The organism is Nocardioides daphniae (assembly GCF_004777465.1).
In the GTDB taxonomy this organism is placed as follows: Bacteria; Actinomycetota; Actinomycetes; order Propionibacteriales; family Nocardioidaceae; genus Nocardioides; species Nocardioides daphniae.
Genome location: NZ_CP038462.1, coordinates 516,222 through 539,613 on the forward strand (window position 1 = coordinate 516,222; position 23,392 = coordinate 539,613).

A 23,392-nucleotide genomic window follows, 5' to 3' on the forward strand; every position below is an offset into this window, starting at 1 on the left:
TGACGCGACACCGCCCCCGGACCGACTCGGTCCGGGGGCGGTGTTGCGTGGCGCTGGTGGAGCGCTGCCCCACCTGGTCTGCCTCAGATCTGCGGCTTCTCCGGCAGCTCGCGCTGGCGGATCTCCTTGACCGCTTCCTTGGCGGCCTCCCGCCATGCCTCGACGGCGCTGGCGACGGCTGCCACCTGCGACTCGCGGTTGGCGGCCAGCTGGGTCCAGCCGGGCGTCTCGACGAGCATGCAGCCCGGGGTGCAGGCGGCTGCGGCGTCGGCCGCCGCCCGCACGGTGGCGGCGTGGGTGGTCAGGGCGGAGACCAGTGCGGCGACCTCCTCCTCGACCTCGGGCGGCGTGCCCACGCCGGTGAGCTGGCCGGCCATCGACTCGCGTGCGCCGGCGGCGGCGCTGAGGGTGGCGTACGCCTCCCCGGCGGTGCCGGCGCTGTCGAACGGGCCGCCGGCCATGAAGTTCGCGAGGCTGGTGTCGAGGCCCTCGAGGTCGGTGGCCAACCCGTCGACGATCCCCTGGGCGGTCTTGACGGCCTCGATGTCGTCCTGCTTGGCGGTGCGGGCCGACTCGGTCTGGGTCTCCCAGGTGGTCCACGCCTCGGCAGCGGCGGTGACCATGGCGTCGGCCTTGGTCAGGGCCACCTTGAGGTCGGTGCCGCCGTCGGGCATCTCGTCGGCCTTGCGCTCGACCTGGGTGCTGATCGCCTCCCACTGGTTGAGCGTGGCGGGGCGCAGGCGCGTCATCTTGGCCAGCGCCTCCTGCACGGCGGCGTGCCGCGCGATCCCTGCGGTGTCGACGTCGGAGCCGTCGAGGCTATCCACGGCACCGCTCAGCGACGCGGTCCCGGTCCGGGCCCGCTGGCCGATGTTGCGCAGCTGGGCGATCCGGGTGGCGGCGGCGAGGTCGGCGGTGAGCCGCTTCGTACGCCGCTGGCCGCTCGCAGTGGCCGCGTCGCCGACGGTCGTGTCGATCTCCTCAACCAGCGCGGGGCCGGGCAGGCCCTCGGTGCTGCCGCCCGCGGTCCTGATGTCGGCCTCCACGCCGGAGAGCGCCTCGAGGCCCGACCTGAGGTCGCCGCGGGCCTCGCCCCAGGCGCCGTACTGCTCGTCGGCGATCCCGGTCAGCCCCTGGGCGGCGCGGGAGACCTCGAGCTGGGCGGCGACCGCGCGACGGACCGCGTCGCCGAGCTTGGTGCCGCGGCCGTTGGCGGTGGCGCGGGTGTCCTCGAGCAGCGTGGTGGCCTGCTCGAAGTCCTTGCCCGCCACGGCCAGGTCGTCGGTCGACTCGGCGGAGACCAGCTTGGTCGAGGCGTTCATGAAGGCGCCGTGGGAGGCCTCGAAGGCCTCGCGCACCGGCTCGTCCTGGCTGCTCTGCCACCAGAACCAGCCGCCGCCGAGCAGGGCGGCGACCAGGGCCAGGGTGAGCACGACGGCCAGGCCGCGGCGCGACCTGCGGGGCGCCTCCTCGGTGTCGTACGCCGTCGGCGTCACCGCGGTCTCGGTGGCCGTGGGCGCTGCCGCCGTCGCTGTCGACACCGACGACGCCGCGGGGACGAACGTGGTGGTCGGGGCCGGGACGGGGACGGAGGTCGTGGCGGGCTCGAGCGGCGCGGGGGCCGCAGGCGCGCTGGGCTCGGCCGTCGGCCAGGCGTGGCTGCTCGGGGTGGCGGCCAGGTCGAACTGGGTCGCGTCGGCATCGGCGGGCTCGTCGTCCGAGTCCGGCGCGTAGGCGGTGTCGGCGTCGGAGCCGTCGAGCTCGGCGATCGCCTCGTCGGTGAGGGCAGGACGCTCGTTGGTGTCGCCCAGGGCGCCGTCGGCGGGGTCCTCAGCGGGAACATCGGTGGGGTCCTCGGCGGCGTCGTCCACGGGGTCCTCGTCGAGCCACCAGGCCGCGGGGGCCTCGGCCTGCGGCTCCTCGGCCTGCGGCTCCTCGGCCTGCGGCTCCTCGGTCGGCGGCTCCTCGGTCTGCGGCTCCTCGGCGGCGGCCTCGGGCTCGGCCTCCGGCTCCTCGGCGCTCGACGACGTCATCAACCGGTCGGGCACGACGAAGGAGGAGTCGATGCCGGGCGCTGCCGGCGTCTTCTCGGCAGGCGTCTCGGTCGGCGTCAGGTCGTCGGGACGGGACAGCAGGGAGCCGGTCGCGAGCGGCGCGTCGGGCGTACCGGCGTCGGGGCCGCGGTTCCAGGCGGGCTTGAAGAGGCCGGTGTCCCACAGGCCCGGGGGGATCGCGATCGTCGCGGTGTCGTCGGCACGCGGGGCTGCCGGGCACGCGTGGTCGCCGCCCGCCGTCACTGCGCCGCAGTCCGGGCAGGTCTCAGTGCGGCTGTCCTTGTTGTCCATGGGTCCTTCCCCCGTACTTCCCAGCTGACTGGGGTGAAAAATACCCGCGCCCCGCTCCCGGCGGGGGACAAGTGCTCCAGATATTGCCAACTCGCCGCGGCTGCGGAGACCCGGTGGGCACCTCGCGTCGATGGGACGAGGGTGCCACTCCGTCACACAAAGTTCACCAAACGGCTGGGATTTCACGCTCAGGGGGACTGTTGCGGAGCGCCAAAGTTGGTACGCTCCTTCACGCAAAAGGTGCAAGTTCCAGCTGGTAGACGCCTGCGGAGTTTGTGATCCAACGGCGTTCCCTTCTTCGGGCCCGAAAGAGTCTGCAAGTCGGAGCGACGTGTCACCGCATCTGATGTGGGTCCGTCGAGGTGACGGACTCTCGCCCCGACTAAGGAGTACAAGAGCAATGGCTCAGGGCACCGTGAAGTGGTTCAACGCTGAGAAGGGCTTCGGCTTCATCGCGCAGGAGGACGGCGGCGACGACGTCTTCGTGCACTACTCGGCGATCCAGTCGCAGGGCTACAAGTCCCTCGACGAGAACCAGAAGGTCGAGTTCGACGTCACCCAGGGCCCCAGGGCCCCCAGGCGGAGAACGTCCGTCCCCTCTGATCCCGTAGGACGCACCTGTCCTCGATCAGTGCCGAGGCCTCGCCCGACAGGGCGGGGCCTCGGTCCATTTCGCCCCCGGCGACGGCCTCCGAAGGCCCACTTTCCTGAATCTGTCAAGGGTCACTGTGGGGGGTTCTCTCCACCCTCAGATGGGGGAGATTTCGGGGATTCGTCGTTTATGGGAGGCATGTCGGGGCAGGCTTGTGGCTGGAAGACGCGGTGGTCATCTGGAAGACTCGGTGACTCGTCAGCACGCGTACACACGGGTCAGAGAGCATGGAGGAGGTCCAAGGGTGATCGATCCCTTCGACGTCACGCTCGAGGACGGCGACCTCATGGGCGAGGTCGAGTTGACGACCAACCTCATCGTCGCCGCCAGTGAGTCCGACGGCCCGCTGAGTCGGGACGAGATCGACCGCTTGCTCGGAGTGGTCCCGATCCCGCGCCAACGCTGACGGCACCCCCACAGCACTGCAACCCCTGCCCGGTCTCCGGGCGGGGGTTGTCTGCTTTCCGCGGGTTGCCGCCCTTGAACTTGATACCCCCTGGGGGTATACAAGAGTCATGGCCCACGGATACCTCAGCGACAAGCGCGCCCACCTCGCCCGCCTGAAGCGGATCGAGGGTCAGGTGCGCGGCCTGCAGCGCATGGTCGAGGAGGAGCAGTACTGCATCGACATCCTCACCCAGGTCTCCGCGGTGACGAAGGCGCTGGAGTCGGTCAGCCTGGCCCTGCTCAACGAGCACATGAACCACTGCGTCGTCTCCGCCGCCCGAGCCGGTGACGAGGAGGCCGGCGCCAAGATCGACGAGGTCATGGCCGCGATCACCCGCCTCGTCAAGTGACGGCCCCACGCACGGAGTCCACGCCACCGAGCCCACCCCACCCACACCCCACTCACCAACCACCTCTTCAGGAGCACCCCATGAGCACCGCCACCTACACCGTCTCCGGCATGACCTGCGGCCACTGCGTCGCCTCCGTCAAGGAGGAGGTCGGCGAGGTCCCCGGCGTCACCGACGTCGAGGTGGTCCTCGAGACCGGACAGCTGACCGTGACCTCCGACGAGCCCGTCGACGCCGCAGCGGTCTCCGCCGCCGTGGCGGAGGCCGGCTACCAGCTGGTCTGAGGGGGGTGACGACGATGAGCACGCCGCTGCGCCTCGCCGCCTTCGCCGCCGCGCTCGTCGTCGTCTTCGGGCTGGCCTTCGGCGCAGGCGCCCTGGTCGACGACGGCAGCCCCGAGCCCGACCGGCCCACCCACACGCCCACCCAGGGCCCCACCCCGTCGATGCCTGAGGAGAGCCACGACCATGTCGACTGACACCTCCACCGAGCTCGAGATCTCCGGCATGACCTGCGCCTCGTGCGCCAACCGGATCGAGCGCAAGCTCAACAAGCTCGACGGGGTCGAGGCCACGGTCAACTACGCGACCGAGAAGGCCCGCGTACGCCACCCCGACGGCCTCGACCTCGACGTGCTGCTGGCGACGGTCGAGGCCGCCGGCTACAGCGCCGCGCTGCCGGCCCCGCCGGAGCCCGCGCCCGGCGAGGTGGTCGGGGGAGGGGCCAGCGTCGACCGCCGTGACCTCGAGCTGGAGCAGCTGCGCCAACGCCTGGTCGTCTCGGCGTTGCTCAGCGTGCCGGTGATCCTGATGGCGATGGTGCCTCCGCTGCAGTTCACCCACTGGCAGTGGGCCTCGCTGACCCTGGCCGCACCGGTCGTGGTCTGGGGCGCCTGGCCCTTCCACCGGGCGGCCTGGGCCAACCTGCGCCACGCCACCGCGACCATGGACACCCTGGTCTCCGTCGGCGTGCTGGCCGCCTTCGGGTGGTCGCTCTACGCGCTCTTCCTCGGCAGCGCCGGAGACCCCGGGATGACCCACCCCTTCGAGCTCACCATCGAGCGCGGCGACGCCACGATGAACATCTACCTCGAGGTCGCCGCCGGGGTCACCACCTTCCTGCTGGCCGGGCGCTGGTTCGAGAAGCGCGCCAAGCGCCAGTCCGGCGCAGCCCTGCGCGCCCTGCTGGAGCTGGGGGCCAAGGACGTACGCCTGCTGCGCGACGGCGTCGAGACGCTCGTGCCCGTGGGGGAGCTGCGGGTCGGCGACGAGTTCGTCGTACGCCCCGGCGAGAAGGTCGCCACCGACGGCGAGGTCGTCGACGGCATCTCCGCGATCGACACCTCCACCGTCACCGGGGAGTCGGTGCCCCGCGAGGTCGGCCCCGGCGACGCCGTGACCGGCGCCTGCGTCAACGCGCACGGCCGCCTCGTGGTGCGCGCCACCAGGGTCGGCGCCGACACGCAGCTGGCCCAGATGGCCCGCCTGGTCGAGGACGCGCAGTCGGGCAAGGCCGAGGTGCAGCGGCTCGCCGACCGGGTGTCGGGGATCTTCGTGCCGCTCGTGCTGCTGCTCGCCGCCGGCACCCTCGGCTGGTGGCTGGGCTCCGGCGCGGGCGCCACCGCTGCCTTCACGGCCGCCGTCGCGGTCCTGATCGTCGCCTGCCCCTGCGCGCTCGGCCTGGCCACCCCGACCGCGCTGCTGGTCGGCACCGGCCGCGGCGCCCAGATGGGCATCCTGATCAAGGGGCCCGAGACCCTGGAGTCGACCCGCCGTGTCGACACCGTCGTGCTCGACAAGACCGGCACCGTCACCACCGGCGTGATGTCGCTCGTCGACGTCGTCGCCGCGCCGGGGGAGGACGTCGTACGGCTGCAGCGCTGGGCCGCGGCCGTCGAGGCGGGCTCGGAGCACCCGATCGCCCGGGCCGTCGTCGAGGGCACGCCGGAGCCCGCGGCGGCCACCGCCGTCACCGGCCTCCCCGGCCTCGGAGCGCGGGGCGTGGTCGAGGGCGTCGAGGTCACCGTCGGACGTGCCTCGCTCTTCGCGACCGTGCCCACCGAGGTCGCCGAGGCCGTCGCCGCGGCGGAGGGCGACGGACGTACGCCCGTGGTCGCGGGCTGGGAGGGCGTCGCCCGCGGCGTGCTCGTCGTCTCCGACACCCTCAAGCCGGGAGCTGCCGAGGCGGTCCGCGCGCTGCGTGACCTGGGCCTGCGTCCGCTCCTGGTGACCGGCGACAACGAGGGGGCCGCCCGGGCGGTCGCTGCCGAGGTCGGCATCGACGAGGTGGTCGCCGGCGTCATGCCGAGCGAGAAGGTCGACGTGGTCGAGCGGCTCCGCGCCGAGGGCCGGGTCGTGGCGATGGTGGGCGACGGCGTCAACGACGCCCCCGCGCTGGCCTCCGCCGACCTGGGCCTGGCGATGGGTGCGGGCACCGACGTCGCGATCGAGGCGAGCGACCTGACGCTGGTCCGCGACGACCTGGCAGCGGCCGTCGACGCCGTCCGCCTGTCGCGCCGCACCCTGGCCACCATCAAGGGCAACCTCTTCTGGGCCTTCGCCTACAACGTCGCCGCCCTGCCGCTGGCCGCCGCCGGGCTGCTCAACCCGATGCTGGCCGGAGCGGCGATGGCCTTCTCGTCGGTCTTCGTGGTGACCAACTCGTTGAGGCTGCGCCGCTTCCGCTGACGGCCAGGTCGCCCCCCGGGTGTGCTGACATCCGGGGCCATGGGCTGTCACAGTGCTGCCATGGCGGCCATCGAGCTCTCCCAGATCGTCAAGACCTTCGGGCGGGTCCGCGCCCTCGACTCCTTCGACCTGCGGGTCGAGAGCGGCGAGGTGCACGGCTTCCTCGGCCCCAACGGCGCCGGCAAGTCCACCGCGATGCGGGTGCTGCTCGGCATGATCCGGGTCGACTCCGGCACCGCCCGCCTGCTCGGCGGCGACCCGTGGAGCCAGGCCGCCGAGCTGCACCGGCGGCTGGCGTACGTCCCGGGTGAGGTCGCGCTCTGGCCCAACCTCACCGGGGCGAGGTGATCGACCTGCTGGGGCGGATGCGGGGCGGGCTCGACGAGAGGCGCCGCGACGAGCTGATCGAGCGGTTCGAGCTCGACCCCACCCGCAAGGCGCGCGCCTACTCCAAGGGCAACCGGCAGAAGGTGGCCCTGGTCGCCGCCCTGGCGGCCCGCGTCGAGCTCTACCTCTTCGACGAGCCGACCGCCGGGCTCGACCCGATCAAGGAGGCCGAGTTCCAGTCGTGCGTGCACGAGATGCGCGCGGAGGGGGCCACCGTCCTGCTCTCCAGCCACATCCTGGCCGAGGTGGAGGCGCTGGCCGACAAAGTGACGATCATCCGCGAGGGCCGTGCCGTGCAGTCCGGCACCCTGGCGGCGCTGCGCAGCCACACGCGTACGACCGTGGTCGCCGAGACCACCCGACCCGCCGCCGAGCTCGCCTCGCTGCCGGGCGTGCACCACCTGCAGGCCGCCGACGGTCGGCTGCGGATGGAGGTCGACAGCGCCGAGCTCGACCGGGTGCTCCGCAGCCTCGCCGACCTGGGCGTGGTCGCGCTGCAGGCGCACCCGCCGACGCTGGAGGAGCTCTTCCTGAGGGAGTACGGCGACGAGGTCGCCTCGTCATGAGGGGCGCGGACACTGCCCCCGCGGTGGCCGGCCCGGTCGCGGGCACCTGGCCGCTGGTGCGGCTGCTGCTGCGCCGCGACCGGATCCGCCTGCCGGTCTGGCTGCTGGGGATCACCGCGGTCACGGGCGCCTCGGCCAACGCGGTCGTCGGCTTCTACGACACCCCGGCGAAGCGCGCCGGCTACGCCGCCACGGTGCAGGACAGTGCGGTCTCGCGCCTCTTCGGCGGGATCCCGCGTGACGCGGACACGATGGGCGGGATCATCTCGATCGAGGTGACCGCGGTGGCGGCGGTGGCGGCCGCCTTCATGGTGATCTTCCTGGTGGTGCGTCACACCCGCGGCGAGGAGGAGTCGGGGCGTGCGGAGCTGCTGCGCGCCACGGTCGTGGGCCGCCACGCCGCGTTGACGGCGACGCTGCTGGTCGCGGTCGGCGCCTCCGCGGTACTAGGGGCGCTGCTCGCCGCGATCCTGCTGACCGCAGGCGTGTCGGTCGACGCGGCGGTGCTGTTCGGCGCCGGCATGGTGGGCACCGGGCTGGTCTTCACGGCGGTGGCCGCGGTGGTGGCCCAGCTGGCGGGGCGGGCGCGCCGGGCACTCGGGCTGGCCTCGGGAGTGGTGCTGGTGGCCTTCCTGGTGCGTGGCTACGGCGCGATCGACGAGACCTGGTGGACCTGGGCCTCGCCGTTCGGCTGGCAGGACGAGCTGCGGCCCTTCGGCGACGAGGCGCGCTGGTGGCCGTTGGGCGTCTCGCTGCTCACGGCGGCCGTCGTGGGGGCGCTGGCGGCCTGGCTGGCGGCCCACCGTGACTTCGGGGCCGGGCTCCTCGCCGAGCGTCCCGGGTCGGCCCGGGGGTCGGCCTCGCTGGGCACCAGCGTCGGGTTGGCGTGGCGCCAGCAACGCGGCCTGTGGCTCAGCTGGGTCGTCGGGCTGGTGGTGCTGGGGGCGACCTTCGGCGGCATGAGCCGCGAGGTGCGCACGATGATCGCCTCCAACCCCGAGATCGCCGAGGTGGTACTGGGGGCGATCGACGACGTGGTGCTCGGCTACCTGGCCTACGTCGTCAACTTCACCGGCGTCGTGGTCGGGGCGTACGCCGTGGTCTCGGCGCTGCGGATGCGCCACGAGGAGGCCGGTGGCCAGACCGAGCTCGTGCTCGCCACCGGGGTCTCGCGACTGCGCTGGATGCTGGGGTGGGTCGTGGTGACGTGGGGTGCCACCGTGTCGGTGCTGGCCCTGGCCGGGCTCGCCACGGGCCTGACCTACGGGCTGGTGGACGACGACCTCGGCCAGGTCGACGACCTCTTCCGGGCGACGCTGGCCACGGCGCCGGCGGCGCTGCTGCTGGCCTCGGTGGTGGCCCTCCTGCACGGGTGGCTTCCCCGGTGGGCGGCGTGGGCGTGGCTCCCTGTGGTCTGGGCGGGCATCCAGGCCTACCTGGGTGACCTGCTGGACTTCCCGGAGTGGGTGCGCGGCCTGTCGCCCTACCACCACCTGGCCCTGCTGCCGGCCGAGGAGCTCGCCCTCACCCCTGCGCTGGTGCAGCTGGGGATCGCCGTCGTGCTGACGGCCGTCGGCGTGGTGGGACTGCTGCGCCGCGACCTCGGCTGACAGACTGGCCGCCATGGCCAGCTCGACGAACCAGAGCTCCGACATGCTGCCCGACGTCATCGCCGCCGGCGCCGTGGTCGTCCGCAAGGGCCCGGTCCGCAGCGACGGCACCCGGGAGCGGCAGGTGCTGCTCGTGCACCGCCCCCGCTACGACGACTGGTCCTTCCCCAAGGGCAAGCGCGACCCCGGTGAGCACGTCACCGCGTGCGCCGTGCGCGAGGTGCTCGAGGAGACCGGGCTGCGGGTCCGCCTCGGCGTGCCGCTGGCCGACCAGCGCTACCGGGTGGCCGGCGACCGGATGAAGACCGTGCACTACTGGATGGGCCGCGTCGTCGGCGACGACGACCTGTCGGGCTACGCCGCCAACCGCGAGATCGACGCCGTCGAGTGGGTCGACTGGTCGCAGGCCGAGCAGCGCATCTCCTACCGCCGCGACCGTGAGGTGCTCGCCGATGCCTGGCAGCACCGCCGCGCGACCACCCCGGTCGTGGTGCTGCGGCACGCGGTCGCCCTGGCCCGCAAGCAGTGGGACGGGGACGACCGCCTCCGTCCCCTGCTCCCCGAGGGCCACGGCCAGGCAGCCGAGCTGGTGCCGGTGCTGGCTGCGTACGGGGTGAAGGAGGTGGTGACCTCGTCGTCGACCCGCTGCCGCCAGACCGTCCAGCCGTACGCCGACGCGAGCGGCCGCAGGCTCCGCGCGGTCGACGTGCTCAGCGAGGAGGACGCGACGCCGCAGGGGGTCGCCGAGCTGCTCGACGAGGTCGTCCGGGCGCGACGCCCCGCGGTGGTCTGCACCCACCGACCGGTGCTCCCGAGCGTCTTCGAGGCGCTCGGCCTCCAGCCGGTCGCGTTGGAGAAGGGCGGCTTCGTGGTGCTCCACCACCGCCGCGGTGAGACCTGCGCCACGGAGATCTTCGCCTCCGGCTGAGGAGTTTCGCGAACGCCCGGCCTGCGTTCACCTCGCGTTCACCCACAGCCCCGCGACCGGTCACCTCGGCACTCCACGATCGTCTCGTCAACGTATGAGAGATCCAGGAGATCCGAAGTGAACCGCACTTCTCTGCGCCGTGGAATCGTCCCCGGCCTCGCCGTCATCACCCTCGCCCTCACCGGTTGTGCTGCCGGCAACGAGAGCGACGCCGCCTCCGAGGGTGACCTCGCCGGCACGCTCAACGGTGGTGGCGCCAGCTCGCAGGAGGCCGCCCAGAACGCCTGGCGCGCCGGCTTCCAGGAGCTGAACAGCGACGTCACCGTCAACTACGACCCCACCGGTTCGGGTGGCGGTCGTGAGGGCTTCACCTCGGGCGCCTTCGCCTTCGCCGGCTCCGACTCCTACCTCACCGACGACGAGGGTGAGCTGAGCGCCGCCAAGGAGCAGTGCGCCGCCGACCCGATCGAGATCCCGAACTACGTCTCGCCGATCGCGGTCATCTTCAACGTCGAGGGTGTCGACGAGCTCAACCTGACGCCGGCCGTCATCGCCGACATCTTCAACGACAAGATCAAGAAGTGGAACGACCCGGCGATCGCCGCGACCAACGAGGGCGTCGAGCTCCCGGACGCCAACATCACCGCCGTCCACCGCTCCGACGAGTCGGGCACCACCGGCAACTTCACTCACTACCTCTCGGTCGTGGCCGAGAAGAGCTGGACCCACGGCGAGGTCGAGACCTGGCCGATCAAGGCCGGCGAGGGCGCCAACGGCACCTCGGGCGTCGTCTCGGCGGTCACCAACGGCAAGAACTCCATCGGCTACGCCGACGCCTCGCAGGCCGGTGACCTCGGCACCGTCAACGTCCAGGTCGGTGACGACTTCGTCGGCCCGACCGCCGAGGCGGCGGCCAGGATCCTCGAGGTCTCCCCCCGCGTCGAGGGTCGCGCCGACTCGAGCCTCACCTTCGACCTCGACTACGAGACCGACGAGGCCGGGACCTACCCGATCGTGCTCACCTCGTACCTGATGGCCTGCCCCACCTACGAGGACGGCAAGACCGCCGACCTGGTCAAGGGCTACCTCAGCTACGTCCTGAGCGACGAGGGACAGAAGGCCGCCGCCGACACGGCCGGCTCCGCCCCGCTCTCGGCCGACTTGGCCGACGAGGCACGGACGCTGGTCGAGGGCATCAAGGCCCGCTGACCCACGTGGCACATCCCGAACGACCCGAGGGGATCCCGCACCGGCGACTGCCGGAAGCGGGGTCCCCACTGGGCCGCTCGGACCAGAAAGGAAACCAGTGACCATCCTCGCCCCCTCCGGAGCCACCCGTGGCGCCGCGTCCTCGGGCGCCCGCCGCAGGGGTGACGTCGTCTTCGCCTCCCTGGCGCGGGCCGCAGGCATCCTGATCGTCGTCGCGCTCGCCGGCGTCGCGCTCTTCCTGACGCTGGAGGGCGTCCCCGCGGTCACGGCCCCGGCGGAGCGGATCGGTGCCGACAACATCGTCGTCTACGTCTGGCCGCTTCTCTTCGGCACGCTGCTCGCCGCGACGCTCGCGATCCTCGTCGCCGCCCCCCTGAGCATCGCCCTGGCGCTGGTCATCTCCCACTACGCCCCGCGCCGCGTCGCGAAGCCGATCGGCTACCTGATCGACCTGCTCGCCGCGGTGCCCTCGGTCGTCTACGGCCTGTGGGGCATCGAGTTCTTCGGCCCGCGGCTCGCACCGGCGTACGAGTGGCTCGCCGAGCACCTCGCCTGGCTGCCGTTCTTCGCCGGCCCCGCCACCTCGACCGGCCGCACGATCCTGACCGCCGCGCTGGTGCTGGCGATCATGGCGCTCCCGATCATCACCGCGATCTGCCGCGAGATCTTCTCCCAGACCCCGACGCTGCACCAGGAGGCCGCGCTGGCCCTGGGCGCGACCCGCTGGGAGATGATCCGGATGACGGTCTTCCCCTACGGCCGCTCGGGCATCATCTCCGCGATCATGCTGGGCCTGGGTCGCGCGCTCGGCGAGACGATGGCGGTCGCCATGGTCCTGTCGGCCACCGGCGTCGTCACCTTCAACCTGATCTCGTCGGTCAACCCCTCCACGATCGCCGCCAACATCGCCCTGAGCTTCCCCGAGGCCTCCGGGGTGAAGGTCAACGTGCTGATCTTCTCCGGCCTGGTCCTCTTCCTGGTCACCTTCGTCGTCAACTTCCTCGGCCGCTGGATCGCGGCCCGGGGCAACGTGGAAGGAGGTCGCTGAGATGTCGACCCCCACCCAGAGCCCTGACCTGCGCGGCCTCGGCCCCGCGGACACCGACGTGGTGGGCGAGCAGCGTTCGTTCACCCCGCTGGCCCGACCGCAGCTGCCCCGGTGGGCACCACTGCTGGTCGCCGTCGGCGCCGTCGCGGTCGGCTCCCTGCTCACCGTCGTCCTCAGCTGGGGACCGCTCGCCGCCGCCCTGGTGGCCGCGCTCGTCTTCCACGTCGCGATGCCGGTGTGGTCCAACGTCGTCGAGGGTGGCCGCAGGGCCAAGGACCGCGTCGCCACCCACGTCATGTGGTCGGCCTTCGTGCTGGCCATGTTTCCGCTGGTCACCCTGCTGTGGCAGGTCGTCAGCAACGGCTTCCCGGTGCTGTCGGCGGAGTTCTTCACCTACTCGATGCGCAACGTCGTCGGTGAGGGCGGCGGCATCTACCACGCCATCATGGGCACGCTCATCATCACCGCGTGGGCGACCGCGATCTCGGTGCCGATCGGCGTCCTGGCCGCGATCTACCTGGTCGAGTACGGCGAGAGGTCGCGCCTGGCGCGCTGGATCACCTTCCTGGTCGACGTGATGACCGGCATCCCCTCGATCGTGGCCGGACTCTTCGCCTACGCCCTCTTCGTGCTCTTCTTCGGCCCCGGCGTCCGGATGGGCTTCGGTGGCGCCGTCGCGCTGGCGGTGCTGATGATCCCCGTCGTCGTGCGCTCGACCGAGGAGATGCTCAAGCTCGTGCCCAACGAGCTGCGGGAGGCGTCGTACGCCCTCGGCGTGCCGAAGTGGCGCACGATCACGAAGGTCGTCCTGCCCACGGCCATGGCCGGCATCGTCACCGGTGTGACGCTGGCGATCGCCCGGGTGGCCGGCGAGACCGCGCCGCTGCTCATCATCGCCGGCGACACCGACTCGACGAACCTCAACGCGTTCGCCGAGCGGATGGCCACCCTGCCGGTCTTCATCTACTACAGCTACATGCAGCCGGGCGTGCCGGCGCAGTTCGGCCAGGAGCGCGCCTGGGGCGCGGCCCTGGTGCTCATCGCGATCGTGATGGGCCTCAACCTCCTCGCCCGCGCCGTCGGCAAGTACTTCGCCCCCAAGACCGGTCGCTGACCGCAGAAAGAGACACCGCACCATGGCTTCCAGCATCGACGTCAGTGACCTGAACATCTACTACGGCGACTTCCTCGCGGTCGAGGGCGTCAACATGTCCATCCGCGCCAAGTCGGTGACCGCCTTCATCGGCCCCTCCGGCTGCGGCAAGTCGACCATGCTCCGCACCCTCAACCGGATGCACGAGGTGCTGCCCGGCGCCCGCGTCGAGGGCAAGGTGGCCGTCGACGGCCAGGACCTCTACGACCCGTCGGTCGACCCGGTGCAGGTGCGCCGCCAGATCGGCATGGTCTTCCAGCGGCCCAACCCGTTCCCGACGATGTCGATCTACGAGAACGTGCTCGCCGGCAACCGCCTCAACGCCAAGCGGATGAAGAAGTCCGAGGCCGACGACATCGTCGAGAAGTCGCTGCGCGGCGCCAACCTCTGGAAGGAGGTCAAGGACCGCCTGAACAAGCCCGGCATGGGTCTCTCGGGTGGTCAGCAGCAGCGTCTCTGCATCGCCCGCGCGATCGCCGTGGAGCCGCAGGTGCTGCTGATGGACGAGCCGTGCTCGGCGCTCGACCCGATCTCGACCGCCGCGATCGAGGACCTCATCCTCCAGCTCAAGGAGGACTACACGATCGTGATCGTCACCCACAACATGCAGCAGGCAGCCCGCGTCTCCGACGAGACCGGCTTCTTCAACCTCAAGGCGGCCGGCGAGCCCGGCCACCTGGTCGAGTTCAACTCGACCCAGCGGATGTTCGCCAACCCCGACGACCCGTCGACCGAGGCCTACATCTCCGGCCGCTTCGGCTGAGCCACACCCCCCGACGCAACTGTGGAGCTGATGGGCCGACCCGTCGGGCGGGGGCTCATCAGCTCCACAGTTCTGCGTGGGGCGACGCTGCGTCAGCGCTTGACGATCCGGATCTTCTTCGTCACCTTCGACGCCTTCACCGTCGTCGACCCGCCGTAGGTCACCGTCAGCGTGTGGCGTCCTCGCGCCAACGCCTTCAGCTTGAGCACGACCTTGCCGGACTTCAGCGTGGCCCTGCCGACGACCTTCTTGCCGACCTTCACCGTGACGGTCCCGGTGGGGGTCGTGCCGGTCGCGGTGACCTTGATCGTCACCTTGACCCGGGTCTTCGCCGTCCTGCTGCGGACCTTGGCCGGCGCGGTGACCGTGGTGCGCGAGGCCACCGGCGTCGGCTTCGGCGGCGGCGTGACCACCGGGGGAGCCGGCTTCGGCACGGTCACGGCAGCCGAGGTCACCGTGCCCGGCGTGTGGCCGGCGAGGGTCGCGGTGGTCACCACCGACAGCGAGCGTCCGGCGTCGTCGGCCGTGACGACGTACGTCGTGGCGGTGGCGCCGGTGATCGGCTGTCCGTCGCGCAGCCACTGACGGCTCTGCGTGACCCCGGCGAGGCTCCAGGTGACCTCGGGCGCGGTGAGCGTGCCGCCGACCTCGGCGGTGCCGGTCGGCGCGGCGGCGCGCTCGGCCGTCGGCGCGTCACCGAGCAGCACCGTCAGGCCCGGGCTGGCCGCGGTGGCGTCCCGGTGTCCGCGCAGCGCGCCGGTGAAGCGGACCGATATCCGCGCCCCCAGGTCGTCGGCGACGAGCTCGTACGTCGTGCCCTCGGCGCCGGCGATCGGCCTGCCGTCGCGCAGCCACTCCCAGGTGGTGGTCACGTCGGTGCGGCTCCACGCCGGGGCGGTGAGGGTCAGGGTCTCGCCGACCTTGGGCGTGCCGCGCAGCACGGCCGCCGTGCGGACCGTCGCCGGGTCGCCGAGCACGACCGTCATGCCGACCGACTGCGTGGTGCCGGGCGTGTGGCCCGGGCGTACGGCGGTGACCTGCGAGGAGATCGAGCGTCCGAGGTCGTCGGCGCCCACGGCGTACGTCGTCGCGGTGGCGCCGGTGATCGGCTCACCGTCGCGCAGCCACTGCACCGAGGTGCTGACGCCGGTCAGCGACCAGCCGGGGACCGAGGTGGTGAGCTCGGTGCCGACCTTGCCGGTGCCGGAGAGCACGGGCAGCGAGCGAGCCGTCGGGGCGTCGCCGGGCTGCACCACGACCGGGGACGAGACGACCACGGACGTGTGGTGGCCGGCCCGGTCGCCGGTCACCCGGACGGAGAGCTCGCGACCGAGGTCGTCGGCGACCGGGGCGTACGTCGTCGCGGTGGCCCCGGCGATCGGCTCACCGTCACGCAGCCACTCCCGCCTGGTGCTGACGCCGGTCAGGTCCCAGGTCGGGGGGGTCATGCCCACGCTCTGGCCGACCTTGGGCGTGCCGGTGACGGTGGGCGGGGTGGTCGCCTGCGGGGCGACGCCGCGCACGACGGTGACGGCGTTGCTCGCCGTGACGGTGGGCTGGCGACCGACGGCGGTGCCGGTGACCCGCAGCGTGAGGGCCTTGTCGAGATCGGCCGCCACGACCGGGTAGGTCTCGCCGGTGGCCCCACTGATCACGGTGCCGTCACGCAGCCACTGGTAGGTGGCGGTGACGTCGTCGCGGTCCCAGGTGGCGGGGGTCGAGGCCAGCGTGGTGCCGACCGCGCCCGTGCCGGAGACGACCGGGGCGGTGACGACCTCCGGGCCCTGCCCGGGCAGGCCGACGACCGGCAGGCTGGTCGTGGTGCCGACACCGAACTCGGCCGAGGTCCCGGTGACGCGCACGCTCAGCGGGCGGTCGACGTCGTCGGTGGTCACCTCGTACGTCGTGCCGGTCGCCCCCGGGATCGCGACGCCGGAGCGCAGCCACTGGTAGGCGTCGTCGACGTCGACGCGGTCCCACGTCGGTGCGGTCACGCGCAGCTCGGTGCCGAGGACGCCGGCGCCCTCGACCTTCGGGGCCACGGTCGCGGACGGCGGGCCGCCCACGGTGAAGGAGCGCCAGCCGCTGTCGCCGAGCACCTTGTTGGCGGTGTCGAGCGTCTCGACGCGCCAGTCGTAGGTGGCGCCGACGACCAGGCCGGTCGGGGCGAAGGCACGGGCGTACGTCGACGCGACGGTGGTCGAGGTGCTGCCGGCGCGGCGGTAGGAGACCCGGTAGCGCGCGGCGCCGGGGGTGGTCTGCCAGCGCAGGGTGAGGGCGCGCGGGCCGACGACGGCGTCGACGCCGGGGGAGACCAGGTCGGGGTTCTGCGGCAGGACCCGGAAGGAGCCGGGCTCGCTCCAGCGGGTGTAGTTGCCCGACGGGTCCTTCAGGCGCACGCGCCACCGGTAGGGGCTGGTCGACGGCGCCAGCGCGGGGAAGCCGCGGCCGGTCGTCCAGGCCGGGCGCTTGCTGCCCTGCGTCTTCTCGACGAGGTTGCCGGGGGAGAAGTTGGCGTCGTCGTTGGCGGCGACCTGCAGCTCGTACGAGCTCGCGAAGGGCTGGGCGCGCCAGGTGAAGGGCACGCTGCGGGTCACCTCGGCCCCCCGCACCGGGCTGAGCAGCGGCACGGTCGGGCTGAGCTTGGTGAAGCTGCGCGTCTGCGACCAGCCGAGCCGGTTGAGGTGGTCGTCGATCGCCTGGACGCGCCAGTAGATCGGTCCCTCGGGGTAGATCTTCCCGGTGGAGGTGTAGGTCGTCTGGTCGACGGTGGCCTCGTCGATGAGGGTGGTGAAGGTTGGCTCGGTCGCGACCTGCAGGCTGTAGCTGCGCGCCGACTGGGTGCTGGTCTCGCCGGTCTCGCCGTAGACGGTGGCGCGGTTGGTCTCCAGGTAGTCGGTCCAGGTGAAGGTGACCTCGGTGGTGGTGACCTCCTCGCCGACCTGCGGCGCCTCGAGCTCGACCTTGGGCGAGGCCTTGCGGAAGGCGTGGCTGGCCGGGTTGATCGTCGAGCGCGGGTCCGGGCCGCAGCGGCCGTCGGCCTTGCAGGGCTGGATGAACCAGTAGTACGCGGTGCTGGCCTGGCTGTCGGGGAAGGCCTTCGCCTTCTTGTACCGGGTGTCGGGGGTCCAGCGGGTGTTGCTGGTCGGGACGGGGTCGTCGAGCGTGCCGGTGGTGAAGTCACCGTCGCGGGAGACGTGGACGCGGTAGTCCGAGGCGTACGGGACGTCGGACCAGTCGAGGACGGGCGTCGTCGGCACGCTGTCGCACCAGTTGGTGGGGCTGGTGGTCAGCGACTTCGCGCAGACGTCGCCGTCGTCGAGGCCGGAGCCGGTGAGCGCCAGCCGCTGCCCGCGCACGGGCGGCAGGGCGAGGACCTCGGAGGTGGCGGTGGGGCCGGTGCCGAGGAGGAGGCCCTCCTTGTCGTAGGCCCTGACCCGCCAGGTGTAGCTGCCCTCGGCGAGGAACCTGGTCGACATGTCCGTCGCCGCCGGGAAGGTCCAGTCGGTGGTCACCACGGGGGCGGTGGTCGTGGCACCCATCTCGACCCGGTAGTGGTGGGCGCCGGGCAGGGGCGCCCAGCTGAAGTGCGGGGCGTCGAAGGTGGGCGGGTTGACGACCGGGGTCAGGGGAGCGGGGCCGGGCTCGGGCTCCGTGGGTGGCGGCAGGAGCCGGAACGAGGTGCTGGTCGCCATCGCGGCGCCCTTGAGGGAGTCGACCGCCGTGACGCGGACCCGGAAGAGGGTGCTCTTGTCCACCTCCAGGGTGGCCGGGGTGTACGACGTCGAGTAGGTGGTCTCGGTCTCGACGGCCTCGCCGGTCTCGTCGAAGAACTCGACGCGGTAGAAGCTGGTGGTCTCCACGGGGTCCCAGGAGACCGTGGGCACGGTGACCTCGGCCCCGGTCCTCGGGCTCAGGATCTGCATGCCGCCGTTCGGGCCGCCGTAGCGGAAGGGCTGCGCCTCGGAGAAGATGCCCTCCACGCCACCGGCGTACGGGGTGTCGAAGGCGCGGACCTTCCAGTAGTAGAGCGCGCCGACGGTCGTCGGCATGCAGTCGCCGCCGGTCGGGGTGTAGGTGGTGCCGAGGGTGGTGCACTGCACGGTCTCGCGCGAGGTGAAGGTGAAGTTGGGGTCGGTGCTCAGCCACACCTCGTAGTGCGAGGCGTTCCGCACCGGCGTCCACTCGTAGTAGAAGTCGCCGGTGACGGTGACCTCGGCGCGGGCGGCCGCGGAGGGGTGGACCGGCTTCGGGGTGTCGCGCCAGACCCGGTCGAACTCGTAGTGGTCGCCGTCGGAGAGGTCGGCCCACGGGGAGGGGTTGTTGTCGGCGTCGACCGCGCGCACCCGCCAGTAGTACTGGTCGTTGCCGAAGGTCGTCGGCGGGGAGAAGCGGGTGCCGAGGACCTGCGCCGGCACCTTCTCGGGGCTGGAGAAGTCGTGGTCGTCGTCGACCTGCAGCTCGTAGTGCTTGGCACCGGGCACCGGCTCCCAGTCGAGCACGACGTCGGTGACGTCCTCGTCGTTGGCGGGGCTGGTGATCTGCGGCGCGGGCAGCGCGTGGACCGTGTAGCTCCGGGTCGCGGAGACGTTGGTGAGGATGTTGGCGGCCAGCGTCGCGCGCACCCGCCAGTGGTAGGTGACCTCGGGGCTCTGGTTGTCGGGGACGACCAGCGAGGTGGAGGTGGTCGTGTACGACGTCGCGCCCACGAAGTCGCGCTCGTCGTCGACCTCGACGGTGTAGCTCTTCGCGCCGGGCACCGGCTCCCAGGTGAGGAGCGGCGGCTCGTCGGGCTGGGCCAGGTGTGCCTCGTCGACGGGGGAGGACAGGGTCGGGCCGGCGACGGTGCCGACGGCGAAGGAGGAGCGGGACCACTCGCTCCAGCCGGTGGCGTCCTTGGCGCGGACCCGGACGTGCTTCTCGCCGGCCGTCAACGGCTCCAGCGGGATCCAGACCGTGTTGGTGGTCGCCGTGCTCGCGTCGGGGGAGCTGAAGTCGGCCGCGTCGTCGACCTGCACCTCGTAGCCGGTCGCGCCGGGCGAGCCGGTCCAGGTCAGCTCGGGCGACTCGTTGCTGGTGCCGGTCGGCCCGATGATCGTCGGCGCGGCAGGTGCGGCGAGGGCGGGTGCCGCGCCCAGCGCGACCGAGGCGACCGCGAGCGAGAGGGCGGCCAGCCCCACGCTGCGTACGGACCGTGCGGGCGGGCGGGTGCGCCTGGGCGCGGTGACGGACGTGGACATGGACGAGCCCCCTGGACGTGCTGTGACGAGACGTGCTGTGACGAGACCCGCCCACGCTAGGTCTCGCCGGTGCGGCATGACCCGGGAATGCGCCTCGTGTGGCCCGAACGGGCCATGCCCCGTGTCCGTCAGGGCGGGGTCGGCGGGCTTGACGACGACGAAGGCCCCCGGCAGGAGCCGGGGGCCTTCGTGGAGGTCGTACGCAGGTCAGGGCAGGAAGAAGTGCAGCACCCAGTAGGAGATGGCGGCGACCGAGGCAGCCATCGGGAAGGTGAGCACCCACGCCCAGACGATCGTCTTGGCGACGCCCCAGCGCACCGCGGAGAGGCGCTTGGTGGCGCCCACGCCCATGACGGCCGAGGTGATCGTGTGGGTGGTCGAGATCGGCGCCTCCCACACGTATGCGGTGGTGTAGAGCACCGACGCGGCGACGGCCTCGGAGGCGAAGCCGCGGGCCGGGTCGAGGTGGATGATGCGGCGTCCGAGGGTGCGCATGATCCGCCAGCCGCCGGCCCAGGTGCCCAGCGAGATCGCCGCGGCGGCCGCGAAGATGACCCAGAGCGGGAGGTCGGAGTCGGGCGAGACGAACGAGCCGGCGACCAGCGCCAGGAAGATGACACCCATCGTCTTCTGGGCGTCCTGGAGGCCGTGGCCCAGGGCCATGGCCGCGGCCGAGACGGTCTGCGCGATCTTGAAGTTGCGCTGTGCCTTGTGCGGGTTGGCCCGGCGGAAGATCCACATGATCGCGAGCATCACCGCGAAGCCCAGCGAGAAGGCGACCAGCGGCGAGACCAGCATCGGGATGACGACCTTCTCCAGCACCGTCTTCCAGTTGACGAAGACGCTGGCGGCCAGCGCGGAGCCGACGAGGCCACCGATCAGGGCGTGCGACGACGACGACGGGAGGCCGAAGTACCAGGTGATCATGTTCCACGCGTTGGCGCCCAGCAGGCCGCACATCACGATGGTGAGCGCGTGCGCGCCCGTGCCCGGGTCGATCGTGTCGGCCACGGTCGTGGCGACCTTCTGTCCGAGGAACGCGCCGACGAAGTTCATGACCGCCGCCATGCCGAGCGCCACGCGCGGGGTGAGTGCGCGCGTCGACACCGAGGTGGCGATCGCGTTGGCGGCGTCGTGGAAGCCGTTGGTGTAGTCGAAGATCAGGGCGACGACGACGACCGCGATGACAATCGCGAGTTCCATCCGGTCAGGACTCCTTGACCGCGATCTGCTCCACCGTGTTGGCGATCTTCTCGAAGCAGTCGATCGCACCCTCGAGCGAGGTCACGATGTCCTTGAGCTTGAGCACGTCCATCGGCTGGTACTTGCCCGAGAAGAGGCTGGCCAGGATGCGGCGGAAGCTCTTGTCGCCCTGGTTCTCGAGACGGTTGATCTCGATCCAGTACTCCGACAGGTCGGACATCGACTTGAGCCGCGGCATGGCCTCGGCGGTCAGCTCGGCGCAGCGCTGGATGACCTCGACCTGGTTGGAGAGCTCGCTCGGCAGGACCGAGGGCTCGTACAGCAGGATCAGGTCGACCGCCTCGTCCATCATGTCCATGATGTCGTCGAGGCCGGAGGCGAGGGCGTAGATGTCCTCCCGGTCGAACGGCGTCACGAAGGTCTGGTTGACCTGCTTGATGATGGCGTGCGTGGTCTCGTCGGCGGCGTGCTCGGCGTCCCGCATGCGGGAAGCGACGGCCTCGCGGTCGGCGCCGTCGGCGAGCATCTCGGCCAGGAGGCCGGCGCCGACGACGATGTGACGGGCGGACTGTGCGAACAGCTCGTAGAACGAGCTGTCAACGGGACGGAACTTCAAACCCACGGAGTACTCCTGGTGAGGAGGAAGAGAACGTCCGTCATGCTACGGGCAACGAGAGCCGCCGACGCAACTCGGGCGCTCACCTCCGTCGGCGCTGGCGCTCCACCAACCGCTCCTGGAGGTGGATCGTCCCCTGGTGCCGCGTCCAGGTGCCGTCGGGCGCGAGGTGCCACGCGTCGGCGTCGGGGGCGAAGGCCATGTCGAGCACGTCGTCGACCCGCTCCAGGTGGGCGCCGTCGGGCAGGCGTACGAGCACCTCGACGCGGCGGTCGAGGTTGCGGTGCATGACGTCGGCCGACCCGATCCAGACCCGGCGCTCCCCGCCGTTCTCGAAGGAGTAGACCCGGCTGTGCTCCAGGAAACGGCCGAGCACCGAGCGCACCTCGATGGTCTCCGACAGCCCCGCGACGCCGGGGCGCAGCGCGCAGATGCCGCGGACCAGCAGCTGCACGCGTACGCCGGCCTGCGAGGCCAGGTAGAGCGCGTCGATGACCGCCTCGTCGACCACCGAGTTGGCCTTGAGCCGGATGCCGGCCGGCCGCCCGGCGCGGTGGTGGTCGATCTCGGCGTGGATCTGCTCGACCAGCCCCGAGCGCACCGTGCCCGGCGCGACCAGCAGCTGCTCGTAGCTGGCGTTGCGGGAGATGCCGGAGAGGTTGTTGAAGAGGTGGGCGACGTCCTCGCCGATCGCCTCGTCGCTGGTCAGCAGCCCGAGGTCCTCGTAGAGGCGGGCCGTCTTGGGGTTGTAGTTGCCGGTCCCGATGTGGGTGTAGCGCCGGATCCCGTCCGGCTCCTCGCGCACCACCATCGACAGCTTGCAGTGGGTCTTCAGCCCGACGACCCCGTAGACCACGTGGCAGCCGGCCTGCTCGAGCTTGCGGGCCCAGCGGATGTTGGCCTGCTCGTCGAAGCGCGCCTTGATCTCGACGATCACCAGCACCTGCTTGCCGGCCTCGGCCGCGTCGATGAGGGCGTCGATGATCGGGGAGTCGCCGGAGGTGCGGTAGAGCGTCTGCTTGATCGCCAGCACGTGCGGGTCGGCGGCGGCCTGCTCGATGAAGCGCTGCACCGAGGTCGCGAACGAGTCGTAGGGGTGGTGCAGCAGGACGTTGCCGTGCTTGCGCACCGCGTCGAAGATGTCGACGGGGGAGGAGGACTCGACCTCGGCCAGCTGCGGGTGCGTGGTCGGTACGAAGGTCGGGTACTGCAGGTCGTCACGCGGCAGGTCGGCGATCGCGTGCAGGCCGCGCAGGTCGAGCGGGGCCGGCAGCCGGTAGACCTCCGCCTGGGAGACGCCGAGCTCGGAGACCAGCAGGTCGAGCATCCGGGAGTCCATCGTCTCCTCGACCTCGAGCCGCACCGCCGGGCCGAAGCGACGCCGCAGCAGCTCCTTCTCCAGCGCCTTGAGGAGGTTCTCGGCGTCGTCCTCCTCGACCTCGAGGTCCTCGTTGCGGGTCACCCGGAAGGTGTGGGTGGCGACGATCTCCATGCCGGGGAAGAGGCGCTTGAGGTGCTCGCCGATCACGTCCTCCAGCGGCACGAACCGCTGGTTGCCGACGGAGACGAACCGGGTGAACGTCTGGGGCACCTTCACCCGCGCGAAGTGCTCCGTGCCGTTCTTGGGGTGGCGCACGATGACGGCCAGGTTGAGCGAGAGCCCCGAGATGTAGGGGAAGGGGTGGGCCGGGTCGACGGCCAGCGGCGTCAGCACCGGGAAGACGCGCTCCTTGAAGAACTTCTTGCAGAACTTCTGCTCCTCCTTGTCGAGCTGGTCCCAGCGCACCAGCTCGATGCCCTCGCCCTGCAGGGCGGGGATCAGGTCGGCGAAGACCTCGCACTGCCGGCGCATCAGCTGCCCGGCCTCGTTGAGGATCGCGTCCAGCACCTCGCGGGGCCGGAGCCCGGAGGCCGCCCGCACGGCCACGCCGGCGGCGATCCGGCGCTTGAGGCCGGCGACCCGGACCATGAAGAACTCGTCGAGGTTGGAGGTGAAGATGGCCAGGAAGCGAGCGCGCTCCAGCATCGGGAGGGCAGGGTCCTCGGCGAGCTCGAGGACGCGCTGGTTGAAGCGCAGCCAGCTCAGCTCGCGGTCGAGGAAGCGCTCCTCGAAGGCCTCGACCGCGGCCAGCTCGGAGTGGTTGGGCACGTAGGGCGGGTCGACGTCGAAGGTCTCCGACGGGTGCAT

Annotated in this window: 18 protein-coding genes and 1 pseudogene; 14 read left to right on the forward strand and 5 right to left on the reverse strand. The window is 71.7% G+C overall.

Annotated elements, in window-relative coordinates; translation table 11 throughout:
- Positions 1–83: 83 nt before the first annotated feature.
- Positions 84–2,345 (reverse strand): hypothetical protein, encoded by a 2,262-nt coding sequence (locus E2C04_RS17575; RefSeq protein WP_158630565.1) that lies wholly within the window; start codon positions 2,343–2,345, stop codon positions 84–86.
- Between the two features lie 400 nt (positions 2,346–2,745).
- Between E2C04_RS17575 and E2C04_RS19145 the strand changes: the two are divergent.
- The 14 genes and pseudogenes from E2C04_RS19145 (at position 2,746) to pstB (ending at position 14,145) form a co-directional block, all read left to right on the forward strand.
- Positions 2,746–2,948, forward strand: a pseudogene (locus tag E2C04_RS19145) (cold-shock protein).
- Positions 2,949–3,241: 293 nt separating this feature from the next.
- On the forward strand, positions 3,242–3,403 hold the full coding sequence (locus tag E2C04_RS19150) for a hypothetical protein (protein ID WP_188420702.1): 162 nt from the start codon (positions 3,242–3,244) through the stop codon (positions 3,401–3,403).
- A gap of 109 nt (positions 3,404–3,512) precedes the next feature.
- Entirely contained in the window at positions 3,513–3,794 is a 282-nt protein-coding gene (locus tag E2C04_RS02520) for a metal-sensitive transcriptional regulator (protein WP_135831409.1), read from the forward strand.
- Between the two features lie 80 nt (positions 3,795–3,874).
- Positions 3,875–4,078 (forward strand): heavy-metal-associated domain-containing protein, encoded by a 204-nt coding sequence (locus E2C04_RS02525; protein ID WP_135831410.1) that lies wholly within the window; start codon positions 3,875–3,877, stop codon positions 4,076–4,078.
- A gap of 14 nt (positions 4,079–4,092) precedes the next feature.
- Positions 4,093–4,272: a hypothetical protein gene (locus E2C04_RS02530; RefSeq protein ID WP_135831411.1), complete on the forward strand. Its 180-nt coding sequence runs from the start codon at positions 4,093–4,095 to the stop codon at positions 4,270–4,272.
- Complete coding sequence (locus E2C04_RS02535) at positions 4,262–6,481, forward strand: heavy metal translocating P-type ATPase (RefSeq protein WP_135831412.1); 2,220 nt, start codon at positions 4,262–4,264, stop codon at positions 6,479–6,481. The genes E2C04_RS02530 and E2C04_RS02535 overlap by 11 nt, the downstream gene beginning before the upstream one ends.
- A 60-nt stretch (positions 6,482–6,541) precedes the next feature.
- A complete protein-coding gene (locus E2C04_RS21775; RefSeq protein ID WP_420873090.1) occupies positions 6,542–6,829 on the forward strand; it encodes an ATP-binding cassette domain-containing protein in 288 nt (95 codons plus the stop codon).
- Positions 6,826–7,434, forward strand: coding sequence for an ATP-binding protein DrrA1-3 family domain-containing protein (locus tag E2C04_RS02540; protein ID WP_420873091.1), 609 nt, complete (start codon positions 6,826–6,828; stop codon positions 7,432–7,434). The genes E2C04_RS21775 and E2C04_RS02540 overlap by 4 nt, the downstream gene beginning before the upstream one ends.
- A complete protein-coding gene (locus E2C04_RS02545; RefSeq protein ID WP_135831413.1) occupies positions 7,431–9,044 on the forward strand; it encodes an ABC transporter permease in 1,614 nt (537 codons plus the stop codon). The genes E2C04_RS02540 and E2C04_RS02545 overlap by 4 nt, the downstream gene beginning before the upstream one ends.
- A 13-nt stretch (positions 9,045–9,057) precedes the next feature.
- Complete coding sequence (locus tag E2C04_RS02550) at positions 9,058–9,972, forward strand: NUDIX hydrolase (RefSeq protein ID WP_229721344.1); 915 nt, start codon at positions 9,058–9,060, stop codon at positions 9,970–9,972.
- A 117-nt stretch (positions 9,973–10,089) separates the two neighbouring features.
- Complete coding sequence (gene pstS / locus E2C04_RS02555; RefSeq protein WP_135831414.1) at positions 10,090–11,181, forward strand: phosphate ABC transporter substrate-binding protein PstS; 1,092 nt, start codon at positions 10,090–10,092, stop codon at positions 11,179–11,181.
- Positions 11,182–11,278: 97 nt separating this feature from the next.
- A complete protein-coding gene (pstC, locus tag E2C04_RS02560; protein WP_229721343.1) occupies positions 11,279–12,229 on the forward strand; it encodes a phosphate ABC transporter permease subunit PstC in 951 nt (316 codons plus the stop codon).
- A gap of 1 nt (position 12,230) precedes the next feature.
- On the forward strand, positions 12,231–13,343 hold the full coding sequence (gene pstA, locus E2C04_RS02565) for a phosphate ABC transporter permease PstA (protein ID WP_135831415.1): 1,113 nt from the start codon (positions 12,231–12,233) through the stop codon (positions 13,341–13,343).
- A gap of 22 nt (positions 13,344–13,365) precedes the next feature.
- On the forward strand, positions 13,366–14,145 hold the full coding sequence (pstB, locus tag E2C04_RS02570) for a phosphate ABC transporter ATP-binding protein PstB (RefSeq protein ID WP_135831416.1): 780 nt from the start codon (positions 13,366–13,368) through the stop codon (positions 14,143–14,145).
- 92 nt (positions 14,146–14,237) lie between these two features.
- Here the strand turns inward: pstB and E2C04_RS02575 are convergent, their stop codons facing one another.
- The 4 genes from E2C04_RS02575 to E2C04_RS02590 form a co-directional block, all read right to left on the reverse strand.
- Positions 14,238–19,385 carry an Ig-like domain repeat protein gene (locus E2C04_RS02575; protein WP_135831417.1) on the reverse strand — a complete coding sequence of 1,716 codons (5,148 nt, stop codon included), beginning with the start codon at positions 19,383–19,385 and terminating at the stop codon, positions 14,238–14,240.
- Between the two features lie 207 nt (positions 19,386–19,592).
- Entirely contained in the window at positions 19,593–20,588 is a 996-nt protein-coding gene (locus tag E2C04_RS02580) for an inorganic phosphate transporter (protein ID WP_135831418.1), read from the reverse strand.
- 4 nt (positions 20,589–20,592) lie between these two features.
- Positions 20,593–21,210, reverse strand: a complete 618-nt coding sequence (locus E2C04_RS02585; protein ID WP_135831419.1) for a DUF47 domain-containing protein — start codon at positions 21,208–21,210, stop codon at positions 20,593–20,595.
- Between the two features lie 76 nt (positions 21,211–21,286).
- A complete protein-coding gene (locus E2C04_RS02590; RefSeq protein WP_202977954.1) occupies positions 21,287–23,392 on the reverse strand; it encodes an RNA degradosome polyphosphate kinase in 2,106 nt (701 codons plus the stop codon).